Here is a 21,109-nt window from a genome sequence, read left to right as displayed (position 1 = left end):
AGGAGTGACCTGCGATGACGACGCCCGCGAACAGCGGTCCGCACGGCGGGGCGAACCAGCCCGAGGACGAAGATCCGTTCGGCTACCTCTACGCGGACGGCCAGGCTGCCGGTGCCACCCCGCCCGGTTCCGGCGGTGGGTACGGATATCCCGGTCCCGCGGCCGGTGGGCAGGCCGGCGCGCAGCCGGGCGTGCCCCGTACCTCGTACAACCAGGTGCGCACGGTAGGCGACCGGCGGGGCCAGCGCGGCCCCGTGCCGTACCAGCAGGGACCGGCGCAGCAGGGCTACCAGGCCCAGTACCAGGCCCCCGAGGCGCTCCAGGCCGGTGGCTACGGCGTTCCGCAGCAGCAGCAGCAGCAGCAGCAGCAGACGCACGCCCAGCCGCTCCCCGGCAACGGCGGGCACGGCGGGCACGGCGGCGGTGGCGGGTCGAGCCGTCGCGGTCTGCTCATCGCGGCGATCGCGGTGGTGGCCGCGGTGGCGATCGGCATCGGCGCGGCCCTGACCTTCGGCGACAAGGGCGACAAGGACGGCAAGGGCCAGGCGAACGGCTCCGGCAAGCAGTCGGCGGCGCCCAAGGACAACTCCCCGGGCCCGCAGCCGAGCGGCTCCCCGCAGCCCTCGGACGGCCCGCTGCCCAAGGCGGACGCCTCGGGCGCGGGCATGACCCTGACGGGCGGCGCGGCGCTGACGAGCACGGTGCCCGGTGCGAAGAGCGCGGGCGGCCAGTACGTCGGCAACTTCAACCAGCCGGGCGCGGCGCTGACCTGGAGCCTGGACGTGGCCAAGGCGGGCCAGTACGCCGTCTACATCAGCTACAACGTTCCCGGCAAGGACGCCAAAACCACGCTCACCGTCAATGACGAGAAGCAGGAACGTCCGATAAACATGGCCAACTTCGCCAAGGCCAAGCCCGGCGAGTGGGACAAGTGGACGTACACGTACTCGCTGGTGGACCTCAAGAAGGGTCCCAACACCGTCAAGATGTCGTGCGAGACGGGCAACCAGTGCGAGATCATCATCGACCAGCTCTGGCTCCAGAGGCCGCCGTCGTAGCGGGAGGTCAACCGGCCTGACCGGCCGTCACCTTCACCGACCCCCGCACCTCTTCGTAGGTGCGGGGGTCGAACTCTCCCGCCGCCGGGGCGTGCACGGTTGCCGCCGAGAGTGCGACGGCGCGGGTGAGGCGGGCCGGCCAGTCCAGCCCCTCGGTCAGGGCCGAGAGCAGGCCCGCGACGGCGGAGTCACCGGCTCCGGTGGGGTTGCCGCTGAGCGGGCGGGGCGGGGCGGCCTGCCAGGTGCCGTCGGCGGTGGCGGCGAGCAGGCCGGCCGGGCCGAGGGAGGTGACCACCGCGTGGGCGCCGCGGCGGCGGGCGTCGCGGGTGGCGGGCAGCGGGTCTCGGGAGCCGGTCAGCTCGGCCAGCTCGGCGGCGTTCGGCTTGATCATCTCGGGGCGGGCGGCGACGCCCCGGCGCAGTGCTTCGCCGCTGGTGTCCAGCAGGACGGGGATCCCGGCGGCGCGGGCGGTGCGGACGAGTACGGCGTACGCGCCCACCGGCACGCCCGGCGGCAGGCTCCCGCACAGCGCGACCGCGCGGGCCCCGGCCAGGAGTTCCTCGTAGCGGGTCAGGAACCGGGCCCATTCCGCGGGAGTGATCTGCGGGCCCGGTTCGTTGAACTGGGTGGTGTCGCCGGATGCTTCGTCGACGACGGCCAGGGTGCGCCGGGTGGTGTCCGCGCAGGGCACCAGGGCGTCCGTCACGCCGGGGTCGGCGGCCAGCAGTTCCCGTACGACCGCGCCCACCGCCCCGCCCGCGAAGCCGGTCGCCGTGACCTGGTGGCCCAGTGCGGCGAGTACGCGGGCGACGTTGACGCCCTTGCCGCCGGGGCGTTCGGTCGCGCCGGTGACCCGGTGCGAGGTGTGCGGAAGCAGCCGCGGCACCCGGTAGGTGACGTCGAGCGCGGCGTTGAGGGTCACGGTGAGGATCATGGTCAGCCCCGGTCTTGGTGTGTGCCGGGATCATGCCAAACCGCGGGCCGTCCGCCCAGTCCGCGGGGCGACGGCCCGTCACCGTCCAGCCGATCGGCGCCTCAGACGCCGGGGTTGACGATCCATTCGCCGCGCCGCATGACGCCCTTGAGCTCGAAGGAGGCGTCCAGTACGACGAGGTCGGCGTACTTGCCGGGCTCCAGCGAGCCGACCTGGTCGTACAGGCCGATCAGCTTGGCCGGGTTGGCGGAGATGGCCTGGACCACCGATTCGACGGGCAGCCGGTCGACGGTCACCGCGCGCTTGAAGGCGGTGTCCAGGGTCAGTGTGGACCCGGCGATCGAGCCGCCCTCCACGAGGCGGGCGACGCCGTCCTTGACCTCGACCTCCAGCGGCCCGAGGTGGTAGGTGCCGTCGCCGAAGCCGGCCGCGTCCATCGCGTCGGTGATCAGCGCGACGCGGTGGGCGCCCGCGTGGTGGAAGGCCAGTTCGAGCATGGCCGGATGCAGGTGCGTGCCGTCGTTGATCAGCTCGACGGTGACCCTCTCGTCCTCCAGCAGCGCGGCGATCGGGCCGGGGGCACGGTGTTCGAGGCCCGGCATCGCGTTGTAGAGGTGGGTGGCGACGGTGGCGCCCGCGTCGATGGCGCGGCGGGTCTGGTCGTAGGTGGCGTCGGTGTGGCCGATCGCGGCGATGACCCCGTGTTCGGCCAGCAGCCGTACGGAGTCCAGGCCGCCGGGCAGTTCGGTGGCGAGGGTGACCATCCGGGCGGTGCCGTGCGCGGCGTCGACCAGCTTGCGGACCTCGGCCGGGTCGGGGTCGCGCAGCAGGTCCGCCTTGTGGGCACCCTTGCGGCAGGCGTTGATGAAGGGCCCCTCGAAGTGGATGCCCGCGATCTCGCCCTGCTGCGTCAGCTCGGCGAGGAGCCCGGCGCGCCGGGCGAGTTCGTCCAGCTCGCCGGTGACGGTGGAGGCGATGAGCGTGGTCGTGCCGTGCTCGCGGTGGGTCCGTACGCCCTTGAGGACTTCCTCGGCGGTGCCGGAGGTGAAGGAGGCGCCGCCGCCGCCGTGGTTGTGCATGTCCACGAAGCCGGGGACGATCCAGTGCCCGGTGAGGTCGGCGACGGGCGTGCCCGGGGATGCGCTGCCCGCGATCCGCTCGCCGTCGACGATGACGCGGCCGCCCGCCACGGTCCCGGTGGGCAGCACCACCTTGGCACCGGACAGAACAGTGCTCTGTGTGCTTGCGGCCATCAGGCAGGTACCTCCGTGGCGAGTAGGTCCCAGGCGAGCAGCCCTGCGCCCAGGCATCCGGCGGTGTCCCCGAGGGCCGCCGGAACGATCTCGGGCAGCCGCTGGAACGTCACGCGCTCCTCCACGGCCGTCCGAAGTGGTGTGAACAAGGTTTCTCCCGCCTCCGCGAGCCCGCCACCGATGATCACCGTGCGCGGGTCCAGCAGGGTGATCGCCGTGACCAGCCCGTCGGCGAGGGCGCCGATGGCGGCCAGCCACACCTCCCGGGCGCGGGCGTCGCCGGATCGGACGGCCTTGGCGCAGTGCGCGGCGTCGGCGTCGGGGTCGCCGCTGGCGGCGGCCCAGGCGCGGCTGACGGCGGAGGCGGAGGCGAGGGTCTCCAGGCAGCCGTACTGGCCGCAGCCGCAGGCCGGCCCGCCGGGGCGGACCACGATGTGGCCGATCTCGCCCGCGTAGCCGTGGGCGCCCGCCTCGATGCGGCCGGCCAGGCCGATGGCGCCGGCGATGCCGGTTCCGAGCGGGACGAAGAGGAACCGGTCGGCGTCCCGGCCGGCGCCGATGCGGCCTTCGGCGAGACCGCCCGTGCGTACGTCGTGCCCGAGGGCCACCGGGATGCCGCCGAGGCGCGTGCTGAGCAGCTCGCGCATCGGTACGTCGCGCCAGCCGAGGTTGGCCGCGTAGACGGCGGTCCCGTTCTCGGCGTCGACGATGCCGGGGACGGCGACGCCGGCGGCCGAGGCGGCCCGGCCGAAGTGCTCGCGCCCGTGGGCGAGGAGTTCGGCGGCGAAGCCGAGGATCGTCTCGACGACGGCTTCGGGGCCCCGCTCGCGGCCGGTGGCGCGGCGCGCCTCGTGCAGCAGGGAGCCGTCCCCGGCGATGAGGGCGGCCTTCATCCCGGTGCCGCCCACATCGAGGGCGATGACGTGTTTCACGGGTTTCACAGAAGACAGTCTCGCGTGCTCGGGAGGCAAAGGTCTAGTCCATTGGGAGGAATGTTGAGCGGCCATACAAATCCGGGAGCCCGCTCCGGCAACGGTCCGGACACGGTCCGGACCGGCGGCGCGTTCCGGATGTCAAGCAGCCCGAAAGTGGTGTAGACCTTACGACGAATAGTAGGTACGACAAGGGGTGGATCAGAACTGTGAAGGGCCGTTACCTGAGCCTGGCCGCGACCGGGGCAGCGCTGTGCCTGACCGCCGTGACGCTGACGGGCTGTGGAACCGTGCAGGGCCTCACCGGGAACAACGAGGTGACCCTGCGGGTCGTGGCGGCCGACTACGGCGACAATCCGCAGAACTCCTCCACCACCTACTGGAAGGACCTCGCAAGCTCCTTCGAGAAGACCCACCCCGGCGTCAACGTCGAGGTCAGCGTCTACTCCTGGACCGAGGTCGACGCCAAGGTCGCCGAGATGGTCAAGGCGCACAAGGCCCCCGACATCGCGCAGATCGGCGCCTACGCCGACTACGCGGGAGCCGGCAAGCTCTACTCCGCCGAGGAACTGCTCTCCGTGCAGACCGAGGCCGACTTCCTCGCGCCGCTCGCCGACGCCGGCAAGGTCGGGCAGACCCAGTACGGCATGCCCTTCGTGGCCAGCACCCGGCTGCTCTTCTACAACGAGAAGCTGCTCACCGACGCCGGTGTCATACCCAAGGACACCAAGGGCGGCTGGCAGCCCAAGAGCTGGGCGGACCTGGAAGCGGCCGCGAAGAAGCTCAAGGCCGCCGGCGTCCAGACCCCCTTCGCGCTGCCGCTCGGCCGGGAAGAGGCGCAGGCCGAGACGATGATGTGGATGCTGGCCGGCGGCAGCGGCTACACCGACAACGAGGACAGCTACGAGATCGACTCCCCGGAGAACGTCAAGACGTTCGAGTTCCTGCGCGACAAGATGGTCGGCCAGGGCCTCACCGGCCCCGTCGAGCCGGGCAAGCTCGACCGGCAGGCCGCCTTCGACGGCTTCGCGCGGGGCGAGGTCGGCATGCTCAACGGCCACCCGACCCTGCTCAAGCAGGCCGGCGGCAAGGGGATCAAGTTCGGGATGGTGCCGATGCCGACGGCCGACGGCACCGACCACCCGACGATGGGCGTCGCTGACTGGGTCATGGCCTTCAAGAACGGCCACAAGACGGAGACCGGCAAGTTCCTCGACTACCTGTACGAGGCGAAGAACGTGACGGCGTTCACCGGCAAGTACGACCTGCTGCCCGTCACGACCAGCGGCTACCGGGCGATGGAAGCCGCCACCGGGGGCTCCGCGCCGCAGCTGAAGACCTTCCTGACGGCGCTGCCCACGGCGCGGCTGTACCCCGTGGGCAAGAAGTCGTGGGCCGGTGTGAGCGAGGACGTCAAGCAGAACATCGGCAAGGTGGTCCAGCCGGGCGGCCGGCCGGAGAAGGTCCTCGGTGACATCGCGCTGGCGGCGCGCAAGGCGGACGCCGGGCGCTGAGGGTGGGCGCCGGGCGCCGAGGCGGCCCCGAGGCAGCCTGAGGGCGGCCGGGGGCGTGTCGGTGGGCGGCGTTAATCTGGCCGTATGACGGACGACGGGCGATTGACGGCCGCCGAGGCCGCCGTGCTCGCGTACGAGGGACGAACCTGGTCCGGGCCCGGAGCCAAGGAACGGGCCATCCGGGAAGGGCTGGGGATGACCCCGGTCCGGTACTACCAGCTGCTCAACGCCCTCATGGACGACCCGCGGGCCCTGGAGCACGCGCCGGGCACCGTCAACCGGCTCCGGCGGATCCGCGCGGCGCAGCGGGCCCGGCGATAGCAGTCGTACGACTGGACCGTTAGGGTCGTCCCTATGGGGAGCCATGCGCACGATACGCCGATGCCCGTGCCCGCCACCGCCGCCGGTCGCGAGGGACTCGAAGCCCTCCTCCGGGCGCCGCGCCGATCCGTCGTAGCCCTCGACTTCGACGGCACCCTCGCCGACATCGTTCCCGACCCGGACCAGGCGCGCGCCCACCCGGACGCCGTACCCGCGCTGGCGGCGCTCGCGCCGCAGGTGCTGGCCGTGGCCGTCGTGACCGGCCGGCCGGCCGGGGTCGCCGTGCGGCACGGCGGGTTCGCCGGGGTCCCGGGGCTGGAACACCTCGTCGTCCTCGGGCACTACGGGGCCGAGCGGTGGGACGCCGTCAGCGGGCTCGTCCACGCGCCCGCCGAGCACCCGGGGGTGGCGGCCGTACGGGCCGAGCTGCCGGGGTTCCTGGAGTCGATCGGGGCGTGGCGGGGGACCTGGATCGAGGAGAAGGGCCGGGCGCTGGCCGTCCACACCCGGCGGGCGGAGGATCCGGAGGCCGCCTTCGAAGCGCTGCGGGAGCCGCTGGCGGAGCTGGCGGCGCGGCACGGGCTGGTGGTGGAGCCGGGGCGGGCGGTGCTGGAGTTGCGGCCGCCGGGGATGGACAAGGGCGTCGCCCTGACGGAGTACCTGGAGGAGGTCGGCGCGGAGGCGGTGCTGTACGCGGGTGACGACCTGGGGGACCTCGCGGCGTATGCCGCCGTCGAGAAGCGGCGGGCGGAGGGGTTGCCGGGGCTGCTGGTCTGCAGCTCGTCGGAGGTCCCGGAGCTGGCCTCCCGTGCGGACCTGGTCCTCCCGGGGCCGGCGGAGGTGGCCGCGTTCCTGGCCACCCTGGCGGCGGCCCTGCGGGGCTGACCTCCGGGCGTTTCGCCTGGCCGGCGTCTGAGGCGCGGGGCGGGCCCCCGGGGCCCGGGCCGGTTCTGCCGTCCGCTGCGGGGCGGCCCCCTGGGCCGGGCCGGTTCTGCCTTGCCTGCGGTGCGGGGCGGGCCCCCGGGGCCCAGGGCGGTTCTACTTCGCCGCGCGGCGCGGCCCCCAAGGCTCGGCCGGTTCTGCCTTGCCTGCGGCGAGGGGTGTGGGCGGAGGCCGGCCTCCTTGGCGGCCGCGGCCCTTTTCAGCCTCGCCGGCGTTTGAGGCGCGGGGTGTGGGGCGGAGCCCCGCAAGCCCGGGCGCAGCCCGGGTTGCCGCTGCGCGGAGCCGTCCCCTACCCGCCCTTCCACCGTTCCCTGGGCTTCGCCCGGGCCCGCGCCTCAAACGCCGGCGGGGCTGGAGGGGGCTCCTGGGCTCTGCCCAGACCCGCGCCTCAAACGCCGGCGGGGCTGGAGTTGCCGTGCCGGCAGGGCTGGAGGGGGCCCCTGGCCTTCGCCCGGACCCGCGCCTCAAACGCCGGCGGGGCTGGAGTTGCCGTCCCGGCGGGGCTGGAGGGGGTTCCCTGGGCTCTGCCCGGGCCCGCGCCTCAAACGCCGGTGGGGCCCGGGGGAGGGCTGGGGTCAGGGGGACTGGAGGGTCGTGAGTTGGGCCGTGAACCAGGACGTAGGGGGGAGGGCGGTGGCGGCCGAGGAGAGGCGCTTCGTGCGTTCCGCGCGCTCCGCATCCGGCATCGCCAGCGCAGCGTGCAACGCCGCGGCCGTCTCCGACACGTCGTACGGGTTCACCGTCAGCGCATCCGAGCGGAGCTCCTCGTACGCTCCCGCCCCCGTCGACAGCACCAGCGCGCACCCCGCCTCCGACACCACCGGGATCTCCTTAGCCACCAGGTTCATCCCGTCCCGGACGGGGTTCACCAGCGCCACGTCCGCCATCCGGTACGCCGCCAGCGAGCGCGCGAAGTCGTCCTCCACCGACACCAGCACCGGCTGCCAGTCCGCCGTCCCCAGCTCCGCGTTGATCTGCGCCGCCAGCTCCCGGACCGCCGCCGTGTACTCCCGGTACACCGCCAGGTCCTGCCGCGAGGGATACGCCGACGCCATGTGCACCACCCGCTCCCGCCATTCCGGGTGCGTCATCAGCAGCTCCCGGTACGCCAGCAGGCCGCGCAGGATGTTCTTCGACAGCTCCGTCCGGTCCACCCGGACGATCGTCTTGCGGTCCCCGACCTCCGCCCGCAGCCCCGCCAGCTTGTCGTCGACCTCCGGCCGGTGCGCCAGCGCCCGCAGGTCGTCCCCGTCCACGCCCAGCGGGAACGCCCGTACCTCCGTCGTGCGCCTCGCCCACACCGACTCCCGCCGGTGTTCCACGATCCCCTCGCGGACCTCCTCCGCGCTGCCCTCCGCGCCGTCGAACGGCATCGCCGACAAGAACGCCCGCGCCCATTCCCCGGTGTGGAAGCCCAGCAGGTCCGCCCCGAGCATCCCCCAGGTCAGCTCCTCCACCACGTACCGCGGCAGCATCCGCAGGACGTCCGGGGAGGCCCACGGGGTGTGCGTGAAGTGCGCGATCCGCAGGTCGGGCCGCAGCACGCGCAGCATCCCCGGCACCAGCGCCAGCTGGTAGTCCTGCACCAGCACCGCCGCGCCCTGGCCCGCCTCCGCCGCCAGCGCGTCCGCGAAGGCCCGGTTGTACAGGACGTACGCGTCCCAGCGCCGCCGGAACTCCGCGTCGAAGACCGGCTCGCGCGGGATGTCGTACAGGTGGTGGTGGGTGAACCAGAGCACCGAGTTCGCGATGCCGTTGTACGCGGCGTCGTACACCGCGGGATCGATGTCCAGCATCCGGACACCCGGCTCGGAGACCCCGCGCCGCACCGCTTCCCGGTCGCCCTCCGACAGCGCCGCGCAGATCCACACCGCGTCCGGCTGCTCCGCGAGCGCCGCGGACAGTCCGGAGACGAGACCGCCCCCGCCGCGCCGGGCGCTGAGGGTGCCGTCGGGGGCGTGGGCGTACGAGAGGGGGCCGCGGTTCGCGGCGACGAGTACCTGGGAAGCCATGCCGCGAACCTAACCCCGTCGCACGCGCCTCAAACCCGCCGCCGCGTCACGCCACACCGCATCACGCCACGCGGCGGATCGCGTACTCCTCGATCTCCAGCATCGGCGGCCGCTCCTCGGTGTCGACGGCGTACGTCCGGGCCACGAAGCCCTCCGGGCCCCGCTCGAACTGGGTCAGCGCCGGCCGCACCTGGGGGTACCCGCGGCGGTGGCCGGGGGAGTGTCCGCGCGAGAGCCGCAGCTGCGCGGTGCGGTAGATCGCCGCGGCCATCCGGCCGAGCGCCTGCCCGTCCTGGTGGCGGTGCAGCCGAACGCCGACGTCGACCTGGGCCAGCGCGTCCAGCCCGACCGTGTGCAGCGCGTCCACCAGCAGGCCCAGTTCCACGCCGTAGCCGACGGGGAAGGGCAGACGCTCCAGCAGGGAGCGCCGTACGGCGTACTCGCCGCCCAGCGGCTGGACGAACCCGGCCAGCCGCGGCCAGTGCAGGTTCAGCAGGGGCCGGGCCACCAGCTCCGTGACGCGGCCGCCCTGCCCCGGGGCGTCGCCGAGCGGGCGGTCGTACATCGCCTTGACGAACTGCACGTCCGGTTCGGTCAGCAGCGGGCCGACGATGCCGGAGACGAACGCGGACGAGAAGTCCCGCAGGTCGGCGTCCACGAAGCAGACGATGTCGCCGGTGGTCGCGAGCAGCGAGCGCCACAGCACCTCGCCCTTGCCGGGCACCGCCGGCAGCCGCGGCAGGATCGAGTCACGGTGCACCACGCGCGCTCCGGCCTTCGCGGCGACCTCCGCCGTACGGTCGCTCGACCCGGAGTCGACCACCACCAGCTCGTCCACCAAGGGGAACGGCAGTCCCTCGATCAGGTCACGGCGGATCACCTCGACGATCGCGCCGACCGTGGCCTCCTCGTCGAGCGCGGGCAGCACCACGCTGACCGTGGCTCCCGACGCGCGCTTGCGCTCCAGCAGCCGGCCGAGCGGACGGTCGGCGGCCGGCCAGGAGCGGTCGGCCAGCCAGCGCTCCACCTCTTCCAGCACTTCGGGCACTCCCGGGATCGATGTGTTCAGGACGCGGGGTCGCGGCGGATCGGCAGGCGCTTTCGGGCGAAATGTGATCCATCTCGCCGTTCGGACAGCTGTCTCAACCACCCGGGCCTTCGGTTACAGTCTTGAACAACGCGAAGGACCACGGCATGCCGGGGTCCTCGTGCACAAATGCCCGGACGTGCCGCAGAGCACGCGCCGCGCCATACCGCTCATCCAGAGGGGCAGAGGGACACGGCCCGTTGAAGCCCCGGCAACCCTCCAGTCGGTTCTCGCGATCGCGCACACAGCGACGTCAGCGAGGTCCCCGGCTAGGGAAGGTGCCAATTCCGTCTCATGGCGAAGTGCGCCATGGGGAAGATGAGGAGAAAGGGCCTCGCCATCATGGCTGCACAGACTGTCGCCACCTCTGCCGGATCCACCGGCACCTCTGTCGATCTCGGACCCGCCACCGGCCTGTCCTGCCGCGAATGCGGAACGCGCTTCGACCTCGGCCCGATCTTCGCCTGCGCCGAGTGTTTCGGACCGCTCGAAGTCGCGTACGACCTGCCGACCGGTGACCCGGAGGCGCTGCGCGCCGCGATCGAGGCGGGTCCCGACAACATCTGGCGCTACGCCCCGCTGCTGCCCGTCCCGGCGGACGTGGCCTCCAAGCCCAGCCTCAACCCGGGCTTCACCAAGCTCGTGGACGCGGCCAACCTGGCCAAGGAGCTTGGCGTCACCGGCAAGCTCTACGTCAAGGACGACTCCGGCAACCCGACGCACTCCTTCAAGGACCGCGTCGTCGCCATCGCCGTCGAGGCCGCCCGCGCCTTCGGCTACACGACGCTCTCCTGCTCCTCCACCGGCAACCTGGCCGGCGCCGTCGGCGCCGCGGCCGCCCGGGCCGGCTTCCGCTCCTGCGTGTTCATCCCGCACGACCTGGAGCAGGGCAAGGTCGTCATGGCCGGTGTCTACGGCGGCGAACTCGTCGGCATCGAGGGCAACTACGACGACGTCAACCGTTTCTGCTCCGAGCTCATCGGTGACCCGCTGGGCGAGGGCTGGGGCTTCGTCAACGTCAACCTGCGCCCCTACTACGGCGAGGGTTCCAAGACGCTGGCCTACGAGATCTGCGAGCAGCTCGGCTGGCAGCTGCCCGACCAGATCGTGATCCCCATCGCGTCCGGCTCGCAGCTGACGAAGATCGACAAGGGGCTCCAGGAGCTGATCAAGCTCGGGCTGGTCGAGGACAAGCCGTACAAGATCTTCGGCGCCCAGGCCGAGGGCTGCTCGCCCGTGTCGACGGCCTTCAAGGCCGGCCACGAGGTGGTGCGCCCGCAGAAGCCGAACACCATCGCCAAGTCCCTGGCCATCGGCAACCCGGCGGACGGCCCGTACGTCCTGGACATCGCCCGCCGCACCGGCGGCTACGTCGAGGACGTCAACGACGAGCAGGTCGTCGAGGCCATCAAGATCCTCGCCCGGGCCGAGGGCATCTTCGCCGAGACCGCGGGCGGCGTGACCGTCGGCGTGACGAAGAAGCTCATCGAGAACGGGCAGCTCGACCCCTCCCTGACCACGGTCGTCCTCAACACCGGTGACGGCCTCAAGACCCTGGAGGCGGTGGCCTCGGACAGCGGCCAGACCGCCACCATCCGCCCCAGCCTGGACGCGTTCCGCGCTGCCGGCCTGGCCTGAGGCCCGACCCATCCCACCGCTTCCGGAAAGGCAGCAGCGCCATGAGCGTCAACGTCCGCATCCCCACCATCCTGCGCACCTACACCGGTGGCCAGGCCGAGGTCCCCGCCGAGGGCGTGACCCTCTCCGAGGTCATCGAGTCCCTGGAGAAGAGCCACCCGGGCATCGCGGCCCGCGTCCTAGACGACCAGGGCAAGCTGCGCCGCTTCGTGAACGTCTACGTCAACGACGACGACGTGCGCTTCGAGGGCGGCCTGCAGACGCCGACGCCGGACGGCGCGGGAGTCTCGATCATCCCCGCCGTGGCCGGCGGCTGCTGACAGCCGGGTTCCCGCTGTAGCCACATCGCGTCCCACCTGAATTGCCCCCTCCGCTAAAAGCGGAGGGGGTAATTCTCGTTGATTGGGCGCGGTAGAGTTGGGGAAGTCCCCTCCGCTGTTCTTGCCCGCCGCATATGAGCGGGCCGCCGGAGGGTTGACATTGAGTCAACATGCGAGTCTGGTATGAGGCTTTGGTGTCGGATGTCGGGCCCGAGTTGCCCGGGAATATGCCTACTTTTCACTTGATTTCCATATTCCTCCTTGTCCAGAATTCTCGTCGGAATGACCTGTTGCAGACAGCACCGGTGCGGATACATTCAGCCGCGGTCGAGGCGTTCCGGCGCAAGTTCTGACCCGGGTCCGCGAAGTGCGGTCCTGCGCAAGGGCCAGTAATAGGGGAGTTAGGCATGGCTCAGGGCACCGTCAAGTGGTTCAACGCGGAGAAGGGCTACGGCTTCATCGCGGTCGACGGTGGTGCGGATGTGTTCGTCCACTACAGCGCCATCCAGATGGACGGGTACCGCACCCTTGAAGAGGGTCAGCGGGTCGAGTTCGAGATCTCGCAGGGCCAGAAGGGTCCTCAGGCGGACATGGTCAAGCTCGCACTCGGCTAACCCGGCGCGATCGACCACCGACGCAACAGGTCTTCGACGTCGGACGCTCTCAAGACGTCAGGCGCACCAGGGGCCCACATCCCGGACACGGGATGTGGGCCCCTCGTGCGTCCGGGGCGGGGTCTTGGCCCGGCGTTGCCGAAGCCGCTTGCACTCGACGGGGTCGAGTGCTAATCATTGGCGTTAGCACTCTCCAGGTGAGAGTGCTACTGAAACGAGGACCGGGTCGGTGAGGCCCAAGGGTCCGGCGGGAAGGAACCGCCGGGCTCGCCGGCCGTCCGTCGCGGGCGCGGGCGCGGTCCAGGAGCAATCCACCCCAGTCCTGGAGGACCACTTCAGATGGCCAAGATCATTTCGTTCAACGAGGAGGCCCGGCGCGGTCTCGAGCGTGGCATGAACCAGCTCGCCGACGCCGTCAAGGTCACCCTTGGCCCCAAGGGTCGCAACGTCGTCCTTGAGAAGAAGTGGGGCGCCCCCACGATCACCAACGATGGTGTGTCCATCGCCAAGGAGATCGAGCTCGAGGACCCGTACGAGAAGATCGGCGCCGAGCTGGTCAAGGAAGTCGCCAAGAAGACGGACGACGTCGCGGGCGACGGTACGACCACCGCCACCGTGCTGGCCCAGGCGCTCGTCCGCGAGGGCCTGCGCAACGTGGCCGCCGGCGCCAACCCGATGGCCCTCAAGCGTGGTATCGAGAAGGCCGTCGAGGCCGTCTCCGCCGCCCTGCTCGCGCAGGCCAAGGATGTCGAGACCAAGGAGCAGATCGCTTCGACGGCCTCCATCTCCGCCGCCGACACCCAGATCGGCGAGCTCATCGCCGAGGCCATGGACAAGGTCGGCAAGGAAGGCGTCATCACCGTCGAGGAGTCCCAGACCTTCGGTCTGGAGCTCGAGCTCACCGAGGGCATGCGCTTCGACAAGGGCTACATCTCGGCGTACTTCGCCACCGACATGGAGCGTATGGAGGCGTCGCTCGACGACCCGTACATCCTGATCGTCAACTCCAAGATCGGCTCGGTCAAGGACCTGCTGCCGCTCCTGGAGAAGGTCATGCAGTCCGGCAAGCCGCTGCTGATCATCGCCGAGGACGTCGAGGGCGAGGCCCTGTCGACCCTGGTCGTCAACAAGATCCGCGGCACCTTCAAGTCCGTCGCCGTCAAGGCCCCGGGCTTCGGCGACCGCCGCAAGGCCATGCTCGGTGACATCGCCATCCTCACGGGCGGCACCGTCATCTCCGAGGAGGTCGGCCTCAAGCTGGAGAACGCCGGTCTCGACCTGCTCGGCCGCGCCCGCAAGGTCGTCATCACCAAGGACGAGACGACCATCGTCGACGGCGCCGGTGACAGCGACCAGGTCCAGGGCCGCGTCAACCAGATCCGCGCCGAGATCGAGAACTCCGACTCGGACTACGACCGCGAGAAGCTCCAGGAGCGCCTCGCGAAGCTGGCCGGCGGCGTGGCCGTCATCAAGGCCGGTGCCGCGACCGAGGTCGAGCTCAAGGAGCGCAAGCACCGCATCGAGGACGCCGTTCGCAACGCGAAGGCGGCCGTCGAAGAGGGCATCGTCGCCGGTGGTGGCGTGGCCCTGCTCCAGGCCTCCTCGGTCTTCGAGAAGCTGGAGCTCACCGGTGACGAGGCGACCGGCGCCAACGCCGTGAAGCTCGCCCTGGAGGCCCCGCTCAAGCAGATCGCCGTCAACGGTGGTCTCGAGGGTGGCGTCGTCGTCGAGAAGGTGCGCAACCTCCCGATCGGTCACGGTCTGAACGCCGCGACCGGCGAGTACGTCGACATGATCGCCGAGGGGATCATCGACCCGGCGAAGGTCACGCGCTCCGCGCTGCAGAACGCCGCGTCGATCGCCGCGCTGTTCCTGACCACCGAGGCCGTCATCGCCGACAAGCCCGAGAAGGCCGGCGCCGGCGCGCCGGGTGGCATGCCGGGCGGCGACATGGACTTCTGATCGGCCCCGGCTGATCGGCAGTCCGCACCACGCTCCATGTTCCGAGGGCGGCACCCCACCAGGGGTGCCGCCCTCGGGCGTTCCCGGTCCTCGGGACAGGTCCGCGGGCGGGGCGGCGGTCTGGTTGACTCGGAGGCATGAGCGAGAGCAGCGCACCCTTCGTCAAGATCTGCGGGTTGAAGACCGCGCACGACGTCGACGTGGCCGTCGGGGCCGGGGCGGACGCCGTCGGGTTCGTGTTCGCCCCGGGCAGCCCGCGCACCGTCGACGCCGCGAAGGCGCGGGAGCTGGCCGGGCGGGTGCCGGCGGGGGTGCTGACCGTCGGGGTCTTCCGCGGGCAGTCGGTGGAGGAGGTCCGGCGGCTGACGGAGGAGAGCGGGGTGCGCTCCGTACAGCTGCACGGCGACGAGGGGCCCGAGTACTACGGGGAACTGCGCGCGGAGGGGCGGACGCTGATCCGCGCCACCGCCACCGCCGTCGCGGCCGCCGGGGAGTACGGCGAGGACCTGCTGCTGCTCGACGCCCCCGACCCCGGCTCCGGCAAGCCGTGGAACTGGGCCTCCGAGGAGTTCACCGCGCCGCGCGGCCGCTGGCTGCTGGCGGGGGGCCTCGACCCCGACAACGTCGGGGCGGCCCTGCTCGCCACCGGCGCGTGGGGCGTGGACGTCTCCAGCGGCGTCGAGCGGGAGCGCGGAGTGAAGTCACCGGAGCTCATCCGCGCGTTCCTCGCGGCGGCCCGCAATACCCGTCGCTGAACGCAACCGTGCGACTACCCAGGGCGATGGATCCGGCATGGTCGGCTCCGCCTGCGGGCAGACACTCTCCATGGACACGGACCTGCTCGGCTGGCTGGGACGCCTGACGTCCCGCCTCGCCCCGGGAGGCGGTGGCGGAGCGGCGGTACCCGGACCCCGCCGCGCCCCCGTCTTCACCGCCGACTTCACCTCTCCCGCCCAATGGGTCGCCGGCCGCTCCTGGGCCTATCCCGACGGCGGCCCCGTCAACCCCGGCGACAACAAACTCGACCACCTGGTGGAAGACCCCGCCTACAGCCGCACCGGCGTCTTCCGCGCCACCCGCCGCCCCGACGGCAACTGGGACACCGGCCTGCTCACCACCGAGGGCAGCGACGAGGGCTTCATGGTGCGCACCGGCGACGTGCTGGAGGCACGGGTACGGCTCCCCGCGGAGCTGGGGGCCTGGCCCGCGATCTGGACCTGGCGCGACGGCGGCCAGGAGATCGACGTCTTCGAGTACCACCCCGACAACCCCGACCTGCTCGAACTCTCCAACCACGTCCGGGAGGCCCACCGCTACCACCGCGACCCCTCGGTCCGGCCCGGCGCCTGGGTGGACCTGCGCGTGGAGTTCGGCCGGAACTCGGTCGTCTGGTGGGTCAACGGCGCCCGCGTCTTCTCCGACCGCCGGGGCGTGGGCCGCGGCTGGCGCGCCTACCTCATCGTCAACCTCTCGGTGTGCGCGGGCAACTACCACCCGGCGCCGGAGCCGGAGGTCACGGAGATGTCGTACGAGGTCTCCGAGCTGCGCGTGTACCGGGACCGGACGTAGGCCCCGGTCCCGGCGGGGGCGCTCAGCCGACGACGACGGTCATCTTGCCCAGCGCCCCACCCGCTTCCATGACCCGGTGGGCCTCGACGATCTCCTCGAAACGGAAGGTCCGCACCGGCCTCGCCGACAGGACCCCGGACTCGACCTTGGCGTAGATCGCGTCCAACGGGACGTCGGCGAGCGGGAAGTCGGGGCCGCCCAGGACGAAGGCGCTGCCGAAGAAGCTCAGCTGCACGCCGGAGGGGAGGTCGGTGATCGGGTTGAAGTCGCGCACCGGCTCCAAGCCGCCGAGGAAACCGAGCTGGCAGACCCGGCCACGGGGACGGACCGTGGCCAGGGAGTCGCGCAGGACGCTGTTGCCGACGAGGTCGAACACCGCGTCGACGGCGTGGCCGCCCCCGCTGACCTGGGCGGCCAGGTGTCCGTCGTCGATGAGGACCTCCTCGGCGCCGAGTTCCTCGAGGAGTAGTGCGTGCGCGGGATTGCGGGTGGTCGCGAGCACGCTCGCGCCGTGGTCGACGGCGAGGTTGACGGCGGCCTGGCCGAGGGAGGACGTCGCTCCGCGGACCAGGACCCGCTCGCCCGGGCGCAGGCCGAGGTTGCCGAACAGCCCGCTCCACGCCGTCGCGTAGACCTCGGGCACGGCCGCCAGCTCGGCCCATCCCAGCGACGAGTCCACCGCTGTCACGTTGCTGGCCGGCACCGTGACCAGCTCGGCGTAACTGCCGTTGCGGGTACGGCCCATGCCGCCGAGGACCGCCACGACCCGGGTTCCGGGGGCGAGGCGGCCCGAGGGGTCGGCTTCGACCGATCCCGCGCACTCGATCCCCGGGACGGCCGCGACGTCTCCCCAGCTGCCGGCGCGCATGTACGCCTCGGCGTGGTTGAGGCCGAACGCCTCGACCCGGATCAGCACCTCTTCCGGCGCGGGCACGGGGTCGGGCAGTTCGGTGACGTGCAGTACCTCGGGGGCGCCGTAGGCGGATATGACGATGGCCTTCATCGGGCATGCTCCATTCTTGAAGGGTCATTCAACTACGAGGGCTGAAAAAAGGGGCCACCGCTCACGGTGGCCCCTGGCGCGGGCCCGTCAGGCGAGGACGGTGAAGGCGTTGTCGACGATCGCGCGCAGTACCGTCCCGTCGGGGTTCGCCTTCCCCACGACCATGAGCCCCTGGCACGTCGCCACCAGCAGCTTGGCGCTGCCGGCCGGGTCCACCGAGGCGCGGACCTCGCCGGTGTCGCGGGCGTTGCGCAGGGCGGTGGTCATGCACTGCTCCAGGCGGGCCAGGTGGCCGCGCACGACGGCGGCGGCCTCGTCGTCCTCGGCCGCGTTCTCGATCGCGGTGTTCACGAGCAGGCACCCCTGCCGGCCCTCCGGGCTGAGCAGGTCGCTCACCAGCCCGTCGAAGTAGCCGCGCAGCTCGCTCAGTGAGGCGCCGGGCGCCGCGAGTTCGCCCAGCTTCTGCGGGACGACCAGCTTGGAGTACCGCTCCAGGGACCTCAGGAACAGCGTGCGCTTGCCGCCCGGAAACGCGCTGTAGAGACTGCCGGGCTTCACGCCGGTCGCCTTGACGAGATCCTCGATCGAGGTGGCCCGGTAGCCCTGCCACCAAAATCGCAGCATGGCCTGGTCCAGCACGGCGTCGGGTTCGAACTCGCGGGGGCGGGGCATGCCACGAAAATACATGAGTGACCATTCAAGAACAAGGCGCCGTCCGGCGTGCAGCCGAACGGACCACCCGGTAGCGTCGAAAACACGAGTTCCGGCCGACCGCCGCCGATGTTGGCAGAGGACGGGATCACATGCCCAAGCACAGCATCCACGCGGTGACCGCCGCGGCCGCGCTGGCCTGCCTGTCGGCGTTCGGCACCACGTCAGCCGCCGCGACCGGCCCGACTCCCGCCCCGACGCCCGGCCCGGCCGCCCCCCGGTTCGTGCCCGGTGCCTGCCCGAAGCCACCCGAGCCCGTCGAAGCACTGGCCAAGGCGCGGTGCGGCACCCTGGAGGTCCCCGAGAACCGCTCCCGCCCCGGTGGCCGGACCATCAAGCTGGCCGTGGCGCGCATCCCGGCCGTCGCGCACCAGCCCGCCGCGGACCCGGTGGTGTTCATGGCGGGCGGCCCCGGCGCCGACACCTTCGACGACATCCCCTTCCTCATCGGCTCCGGCCTGAACAAGGACCGCGAACTGATCGTCATGGCCCAGCGCGGCAACCTCTACGACCAGCCGAACCTCGCCTGCCCGGAGGTCGACCGGTTCAACGCGCAGGCCGTGGGCCTGGGCTACGACTCCCAGCAGGCCGAGCAGCTCATGCTCAAGGCGGTGAAGGACTGCCGGGCCCGCCTGACGGCCGGCGGAGTCGACCTGAGCGCCTACAACACCACCGAGAACGCCGCGGACTTCGCCGACCTGCGCACGGCGCTGGGCATCCCCCGGTGGAACGTCTACGGGTACTCCTACGGCAGCAACCTGGCCCTCACCTACCTGCGCCTGCACCCCGAGGGGATCCGCGCGGTGGCGATCGACTCGGTCGCACCTTCCCAGTTCGTGACCCTGCCGTGGACCTGGGGCAGCACCGCCGAAGGCATCCACAACATCTTCGAGGCCTGCGCGGCGCAGCCCGCCTGCAAGGACCGCTACCCGGACCTCCCCCGCACGCTGACCGAACAGGTGCGCAAGCTGGAGGCCCACCCCCTGACGCTGGACGTCACGCCGCCTAACGGCGGAAAGCCGGTCAAGACCGTCCTCGACGGGGGCGCGCTGCTGAACCTGATCGTCGCCTTCACCCCCCGGCCCAAGGACATCCCGGCGGCGCTCGACGAGCTCAGCCGCGGGAACCCGGAGCGGTTCGCCGAGGCCCGCGCGGCCGGCTCGGTCCAGCACGTCGGCATGTTCGCGCACGGCCTGACGAACTCGATAGCGTGCAGTGAATGGGCTCCGGGCTACTCGGGACACGACGTGCTCAAGGCGGGCCGCAAGGCCTTCCCCGGGTGGCCCGACTCGGTCCTGGCCCAGGCTCCGCAACTGCCGTTCCAGTACCCGGTGTGCGGGATCTGGGACGTTCCGGACCGCTCGGAGGTCCAGCGGGTGCCCACGGTCAGTTCGGTGCCGGCGCTCGTGGTCTCCGGCACGTTCGACGTGAAGACCGGGGCGAGCTGGGCGAAGGGCGTGGCCCGCGACCTGTCCCGTTCGACCGCCGTACAGATCCCCGGCATCGGCCACTGGGTGGTCCCGCAGTCCCCGTGCGCGCAGCGCGTGCTCGCCTCGTTCTTCGCCCGCCCGACCGCTCCCGACACCTCGTGCGTGGACGGTCTCGAACCCGAACCGTTCACGATCGTCCCGAAGTAACCGGGAGGGCAGATGACACCCCACCACGGGCCCCGCCGCAGCACCGTGCGCATGGCGGCCGCCCTCCTCGCCACCGGTCTGCTCGCAGCGCCCGCAGCCCAGGCGCGGTCCCGCACCGACGTCGGCCCCGGCCCCGGGGCGCCCATCGGCACCACGGCCCGCACCGCGGGCGACGCCCGCTACCAACCGGGCCCCTGCCCCAGGACGCCGGAACCGATCGAGGCGCTCAAGGGAGCCCGCTGCGGAACCCTCACCGTCCCCGAGAACCGGGCCGGGGCGAACGGCAAGACGATCAGGCTCGGTGTCGCGATCGTGCCCGCCAAGTCCGCCACACCGAAACCCGACCCCATCGTGTGGCTCGCGGGCGGACCCGGGGACGACGCGGTCGGCGAGGCGAAGATGGCGATCGACGGCGGCCTGAACCGCGACCGTGACGTGGTCTTCATGTCCCAGCGCGGCACGTACTCGGCCGAGCCGAACCTGCTGTGCCCCAACATCGACGAGTTCAACGCGAAAGCGGTCGGTCTCGTCTACGACGCGCCGTCCACCGAGCGCCTGCACGTCGCGGCCACGAAGGCCTGCCACGACCGGCTGGCGGCCCGCGGCATCGACCTCGGCGCCTACAACGACACGGAGAGCGCGGCGGACTACGAAGACCTGCGCACCGCGCTCGGCATCAAGCAGTGGAACCTGTACTCCATCTCCTACGGCACCCACCTGGCACTGGTCTACATGCGCCTGCACCCGGGCGGACTCCGCTCGGTGGCCCTCGACGGCATACTGCCGCCGTCCAAGGGCGGCTCGGCCCTGACCTGGAGCAGCGCCCGGCAGGGCTTCGACGGCCTGTTCAAGGCATGTGCCGACCAGCCCGCCTGCGCCAAGCGCTACCCGAACCTGCCGGCCACCTTCGACAAGCTCGTCCGCGACCTCGAAGCCAAGCCGGTCACGACCACCGTCACGCTCCCGGGGAGCGACAAGCCGGTGAAGGTCGTCCTGGACGGAGGGGCCCTGGTGAACTGGATGACCTCCGCCACCCACGTGGCGCCCCAAGTTCCCGCCGCCCTGGACGAGCTGGCGCACGGCAAACCCCAGCGGATCGCGAAGCAGTGGGCCGGCGGCAAGCTCAGCCCGGCAGCCGTGGGCAGGGTCGCGCACGGTCTCTCCTACGGCGTCTTCTGCAGCGAGTGGACACCGTACGAGAGCCAGGAGCAGGCGCTGCGGGGCGGCCAGGCGGCGTTCCCGTCCTTCCCCCGCTCCGTGCAGGCCCAGGCTCCGCAGCTCACGTTCCTGCGTGAGGACTGCGGCGTCTGGAACGTCCCCGCAGCGGCGCCCTCGATCCGGGAGGTCACGCGCGGCGACATCCCCACCCTCGCGCTGTCGGGCAGCTTCGACTCCCAGACCGGCGCGGACAACGGGCCGTACGTCGCCCGTACGCTGAGCAGGGCCAAGGTCGTGACCGTCCCCTACGAGCCGCACGTGGTGTTCGCGACCTCGAAGTGCGCCCAGGAGATCGCCGTCTCCTTCTTCGACACCCCGGCCGCACCCGAGACCGGGTGCCTGAACGGCCTCGAACCGCCCGAGTTCGAAACCGGGCCCTGAGCC

The 21,109-nt window shown here is 71.8% G+C and carries 19 protein-coding genes and 1 riboswitch; of the genes, 12 read left to right on the top strand and 7 right to left on the bottom strand.

Annotated features, from left to right (window positions below; translation table 11 throughout):
* The first annotated feature begins 14 nt into the window (after nucleotides 1–14).
* Entirely contained in the window at nucleotides 15–1,058 is a 1,044-nt protein-coding gene (locus tag IE207_RS28455) for a CBM35 domain-containing protein (RefSeq protein WP_190187186.1), read from the top strand.
* 7 nt (nucleotides 1,059–1,065) lie between these two features.
* On the opposite strand, the gene IE207_RS28450 is transcribed toward IE207_RS28455, so the two are convergent.
* The 3 genes from IE207_RS28450 to IE207_RS28440 form a co-directional block, all read right to left on the bottom strand.
* Nucleotides 1,066–1,992 (bottom strand): 1-phosphofructokinase family hexose kinase, encoded by a 927-nt coding sequence (locus IE207_RS28450; RefSeq protein WP_190187185.1) that lies wholly within the window; start codon nucleotides 1,990–1,992, stop codon nucleotides 1,066–1,068.
* A 101-nt stretch (nucleotides 1,993–2,093) separates the two neighbouring features.
* Nucleotides 2,094–3,245 (bottom strand): N-acetylglucosamine-6-phosphate deacetylase, encoded by a 1,152-nt coding sequence (nagA, locus tag IE207_RS28445; protein WP_190187184.1) that lies wholly within the window; start codon nucleotides 3,243–3,245, stop codon nucleotides 2,094–2,096.
* Nucleotides 3,245–4,177 (bottom strand): ROK family protein, encoded by a 933-nt coding sequence (locus IE207_RS28440; RefSeq protein WP_190187269.1) that lies wholly within the window; start codon nucleotides 4,175–4,177, stop codon nucleotides 3,245–3,247. Before IE207_RS28440 ends, nagA begins: the two co-directional genes overlap by 1 nt.
* A 209-nt stretch (nucleotides 4,178–4,386) precedes the next feature.
* On the opposite strand from IE207_RS28440, the gene IE207_RS28435 reads away from it, so the two are divergent.
* The 3 genes from IE207_RS28435 (at nucleotide 4,387) to otsB (ending at nucleotide 6,897) form a co-directional block, all read left to right on the top strand.
* Nucleotides 4,387–5,691, top strand: coding sequence for an extracellular solute-binding protein (locus IE207_RS28435; protein WP_229874105.1), 1,305 nt, complete (start codon nucleotides 4,387–4,389; stop codon nucleotides 5,689–5,691).
* An 84-nt stretch (nucleotides 5,692–5,775) separates the two neighbouring features.
* Nucleotides 5,776–6,012 (top strand): DUF3263 domain-containing protein, encoded by a 237-nt coding sequence (locus IE207_RS28430; protein WP_136213770.1) that lies wholly within the window; start codon nucleotides 5,776–5,778, stop codon nucleotides 6,010–6,012.
* A gap of 33 nt (nucleotides 6,013–6,045) precedes the next feature.
* The gene (otsB, locus tag IE207_RS28425) at nucleotides 6,046–6,897 is read left to right on the top strand and encodes a trehalose-phosphatase (protein WP_190187183.1); all 852 of its coding nucleotides are present in this window, start codon (nucleotides 6,046–6,048) and stop codon (nucleotides 6,895–6,897) included.
* Nucleotides 6,898–7,529: 632 nt separating this feature from the next.
* Here otsB and IE207_RS28420 read toward each other — a convergent pair.
* A complete protein-coding gene (locus IE207_RS28420; protein WP_190187182.1) occupies nucleotides 7,530–8,966 on the bottom strand; it encodes an alpha,alpha-trehalose-phosphate synthase (UDP-forming) in 1,437 nt (478 codons plus the stop codon).
* A gap of 61 nt (nucleotides 8,967–9,027) precedes the next feature.
* The gene (locus IE207_RS28415) at nucleotides 9,028–10,005 is read right to left on the bottom strand and encodes a glucosyl-3-phosphoglycerate synthase (RefSeq protein WP_190187267.1); all 978 of its coding nucleotides are present in this window, start codon (nucleotides 10,003–10,005) and stop codon (nucleotides 9,028–9,030) included.
* A gap of 215 nt (nucleotides 10,006–10,220) precedes the next feature.
* A riboswitch (SAM riboswitch) is annotated at nucleotides 10,221–10,378 on the top strand.
* A 17-nt stretch (nucleotides 10,379–10,395) separates the two neighbouring features.
* Here IE207_RS28415 and thrC point away from each other — a divergent pair.
* The 6 genes from thrC (at nucleotide 10,396) to IE207_RS28385 (ending at nucleotide 16,156) form a co-directional block, all read left to right on the top strand.
* Nucleotides 10,396–11,691, top strand: coding sequence for a threonine synthase (thrC, locus tag IE207_RS28410; protein WP_190187181.1), 1,296 nt, complete (start codon nucleotides 10,396–10,398; stop codon nucleotides 11,689–11,691).
* A gap of 41 nt (nucleotides 11,692–11,732) precedes the next feature.
* Complete coding sequence (locus IE207_RS28405; protein ID WP_190187180.1) at nucleotides 11,733–12,011, top strand: MoaD/ThiS family protein; 279 nt, start codon at nucleotides 11,733–11,735, stop codon at nucleotides 12,009–12,011.
* A 407-nt stretch (nucleotides 12,012–12,418) separates the two neighbouring features.
* Nucleotides 12,419–12,625: a cold-shock protein gene (locus IE207_RS28400; protein ID WP_030009783.1), complete on the top strand. Its 207-nt coding sequence runs from the start codon at nucleotides 12,419–12,421 to the stop codon at nucleotides 12,623–12,625.
* Between the two features lie 339 nt (nucleotides 12,626–12,964).
* A complete protein-coding gene (gene groL, locus IE207_RS28395) occupies nucleotides 12,965–14,587 on the top strand; it encodes a chaperonin GroEL (protein WP_190187179.1) in 1,623 nt (540 codons plus the stop codon).
* A 137-nt stretch (nucleotides 14,588–14,724) separates the two neighbouring features.
* Nucleotides 14,725–15,342, top strand: a complete 618-nt coding sequence (locus IE207_RS28390; protein ID WP_190187178.1) for a phosphoribosylanthranilate isomerase — start codon at nucleotides 14,725–14,727, stop codon at nucleotides 15,340–15,342.
* A 37-nt stretch (nucleotides 15,343–15,379) separates the two neighbouring features.
* Nucleotides 15,380–16,156 (top strand): LamG domain-containing protein, encoded by a 777-nt coding sequence (locus tag IE207_RS28385; RefSeq protein ID WP_229874103.1) that lies wholly within the window; start codon nucleotides 15,380–15,382, stop codon nucleotides 16,154–16,156.
* A gap of 22 nt (nucleotides 16,157–16,178) precedes the next feature.
* Here the strand turns inward: IE207_RS28385 and IE207_RS28380 are convergent, their stop codons facing one another.
* Both IE207_RS28380 and IE207_RS28375 read right to left on the bottom strand, forming a co-directional pair.
* The gene (locus tag IE207_RS28380; protein WP_190187177.1) at nucleotides 16,179–17,159 is read right to left on the bottom strand and encodes a zinc-binding dehydrogenase; all 981 of its coding nucleotides are present in this window, start codon (nucleotides 17,157–17,159) and stop codon (nucleotides 16,179–16,181) included.
* A gap of 87 nt (nucleotides 17,160–17,246) precedes the next feature.
* Nucleotides 17,247–17,831 carry a TetR/AcrR family transcriptional regulator gene (locus IE207_RS28375; RefSeq protein ID WP_190187176.1) on the bottom strand — a complete coding sequence of 195 codons (585 nt, stop codon included), beginning with the start codon at nucleotides 17,829–17,831 and terminating at the stop codon, nucleotides 17,247–17,249.
* A gap of 131 nt (nucleotides 17,832–17,962) precedes the next feature.
* Here IE207_RS28375 and IE207_RS28370 point away from each other — a divergent pair, with 131 nt between their 5' ends.
* The gene (locus tag IE207_RS28370) at nucleotides 17,963–19,507 is read left to right on the top strand and encodes an alpha/beta hydrolase (protein WP_190187175.1); all 1,545 of its coding nucleotides are present in this window, start codon (nucleotides 17,963–17,965) and stop codon (nucleotides 19,505–19,507) included.
* A gap of 12 nt (nucleotides 19,508–19,519) precedes the next feature.
* Nucleotides 19,520–21,106 (top strand): alpha/beta fold hydrolase, encoded by a 1,587-nt coding sequence (locus IE207_RS28365; protein WP_190187174.1) that lies wholly within the window; start codon nucleotides 19,520–19,522, stop codon nucleotides 21,104–21,106.
* Nucleotides 21,107–21,109 lie beyond the last annotated feature (3 nt).

Source organism: Streptomyces cirratus, assembly GCF_014650775.1.
Lineage (GTDB): Bacteria > Actinomycetota > Actinomycetes > Streptomycetales > Streptomycetaceae > Streptomyces > Streptomyces cirratus.
The sequence above is the reverse complement of the archived record's forward strand: the minus strand, read 5'-3'. Positions and strand labels throughout refer to the sequence as shown.

Bases quoted from the DNA above. Each gene is read 5' to 3' on its own strand.
- IE207_RS28400 (WP_030009783.1), top strand. From the start codon at position 12,419: ATGGCTCAGGGCACCGTCAAGTGGTTCAACGCGGAGAAGGGCTACGGC.
- IE207_RS28405 (WP_190187180.1), top strand. From the start codon at position 11,733: ATGAGCGTCAACGTCCGCATCCCCACCATCCTGCGCACCTACACCGGT.
- otsB (WP_190187183.1), top strand. From the start codon at position 6,046: ATGGGGAGCCATGCGCACGATACGCCGATGCCCGTGCCCGCCACCGCC.
- IE207_RS28390 (WP_190187178.1), top strand. From the start codon at position 14,725: ATGAGCGAGAGCAGCGCACCCTTCGTCAAGATCTGCGGGTTGAAGACC.
- IE207_RS28420 (WP_190187182.1), bottom strand. From the start codon at position 8,966: ATGGCTTCCCAGGTACTCGTCGCCGCGAACCGCGGCCCCCTCTCGTAC.
- IE207_RS28430 (WP_136213770.1), top strand. From the start codon at position 5,776: ATGACGGACGACGGGCGATTGACGGCCGCCGAGGCCGCCGTGCTCGCG.
- IE207_RS28380 (WP_190187177.1), bottom strand. From the start codon at position 17,159: ATGAAGGCCATCGTCATATCCGCCTACGGCGCCCCCGAGGTACTGCAC.
- IE207_RS28375 (WP_190187176.1), bottom strand. From the start codon at position 17,831: ATGCCCCGCCCCCGCGAGTTCGAACCCGACGCCGTGCTGGACCAGGCC.
- IE207_RS28370 (WP_190187175.1), top strand. From the start codon at position 17,963: ATGCCCAAGCACAGCATCCACGCGGTGACCGCCGCGGCCGCGCTGGCC.
- IE207_RS28385 (WP_229874103.1), top strand. From the start codon at position 15,380: ATGGTCGGCTCCGCCTGCGGGCAGACACTCTCCATGGACACGGACCTG.
- groL (WP_190187179.1), top strand. From the start codon at position 12,965: ATGGCCAAGATCATTTCGTTCAACGAGGAGGCCCGGCGCGGTCTCGAG.
- thrC (WP_190187181.1), top strand. From the start codon at position 10,396: ATGGCTGCACAGACTGTCGCCACCTCTGCCGGATCCACCGGCACCTCT.
- nagA (WP_190187184.1), bottom strand. From the start codon at position 3,245: ATGGCCGCAAGCACACAGAGCACTGTTCTGTCCGGTGCCAAGGTGGTG.
- IE207_RS28450 (WP_190187185.1), bottom strand. From the start codon at position 1,992: ATGATCCTCACCGTGACCCTCAACGCCGCGCTCGACGTCACCTACCGG.
- IE207_RS28455 (WP_190187186.1), top strand. From the start codon at position 15: ATGACGACGCCCGCGAACAGCGGTCCGCACGGCGGGGCGAACCAGCCC.
- IE207_RS28365 (WP_190187174.1), top strand. From the start codon at position 19,520: ATGACACCCCACCACGGGCCCCGCCGCAGCACCGTGCGCATGGCGGCC.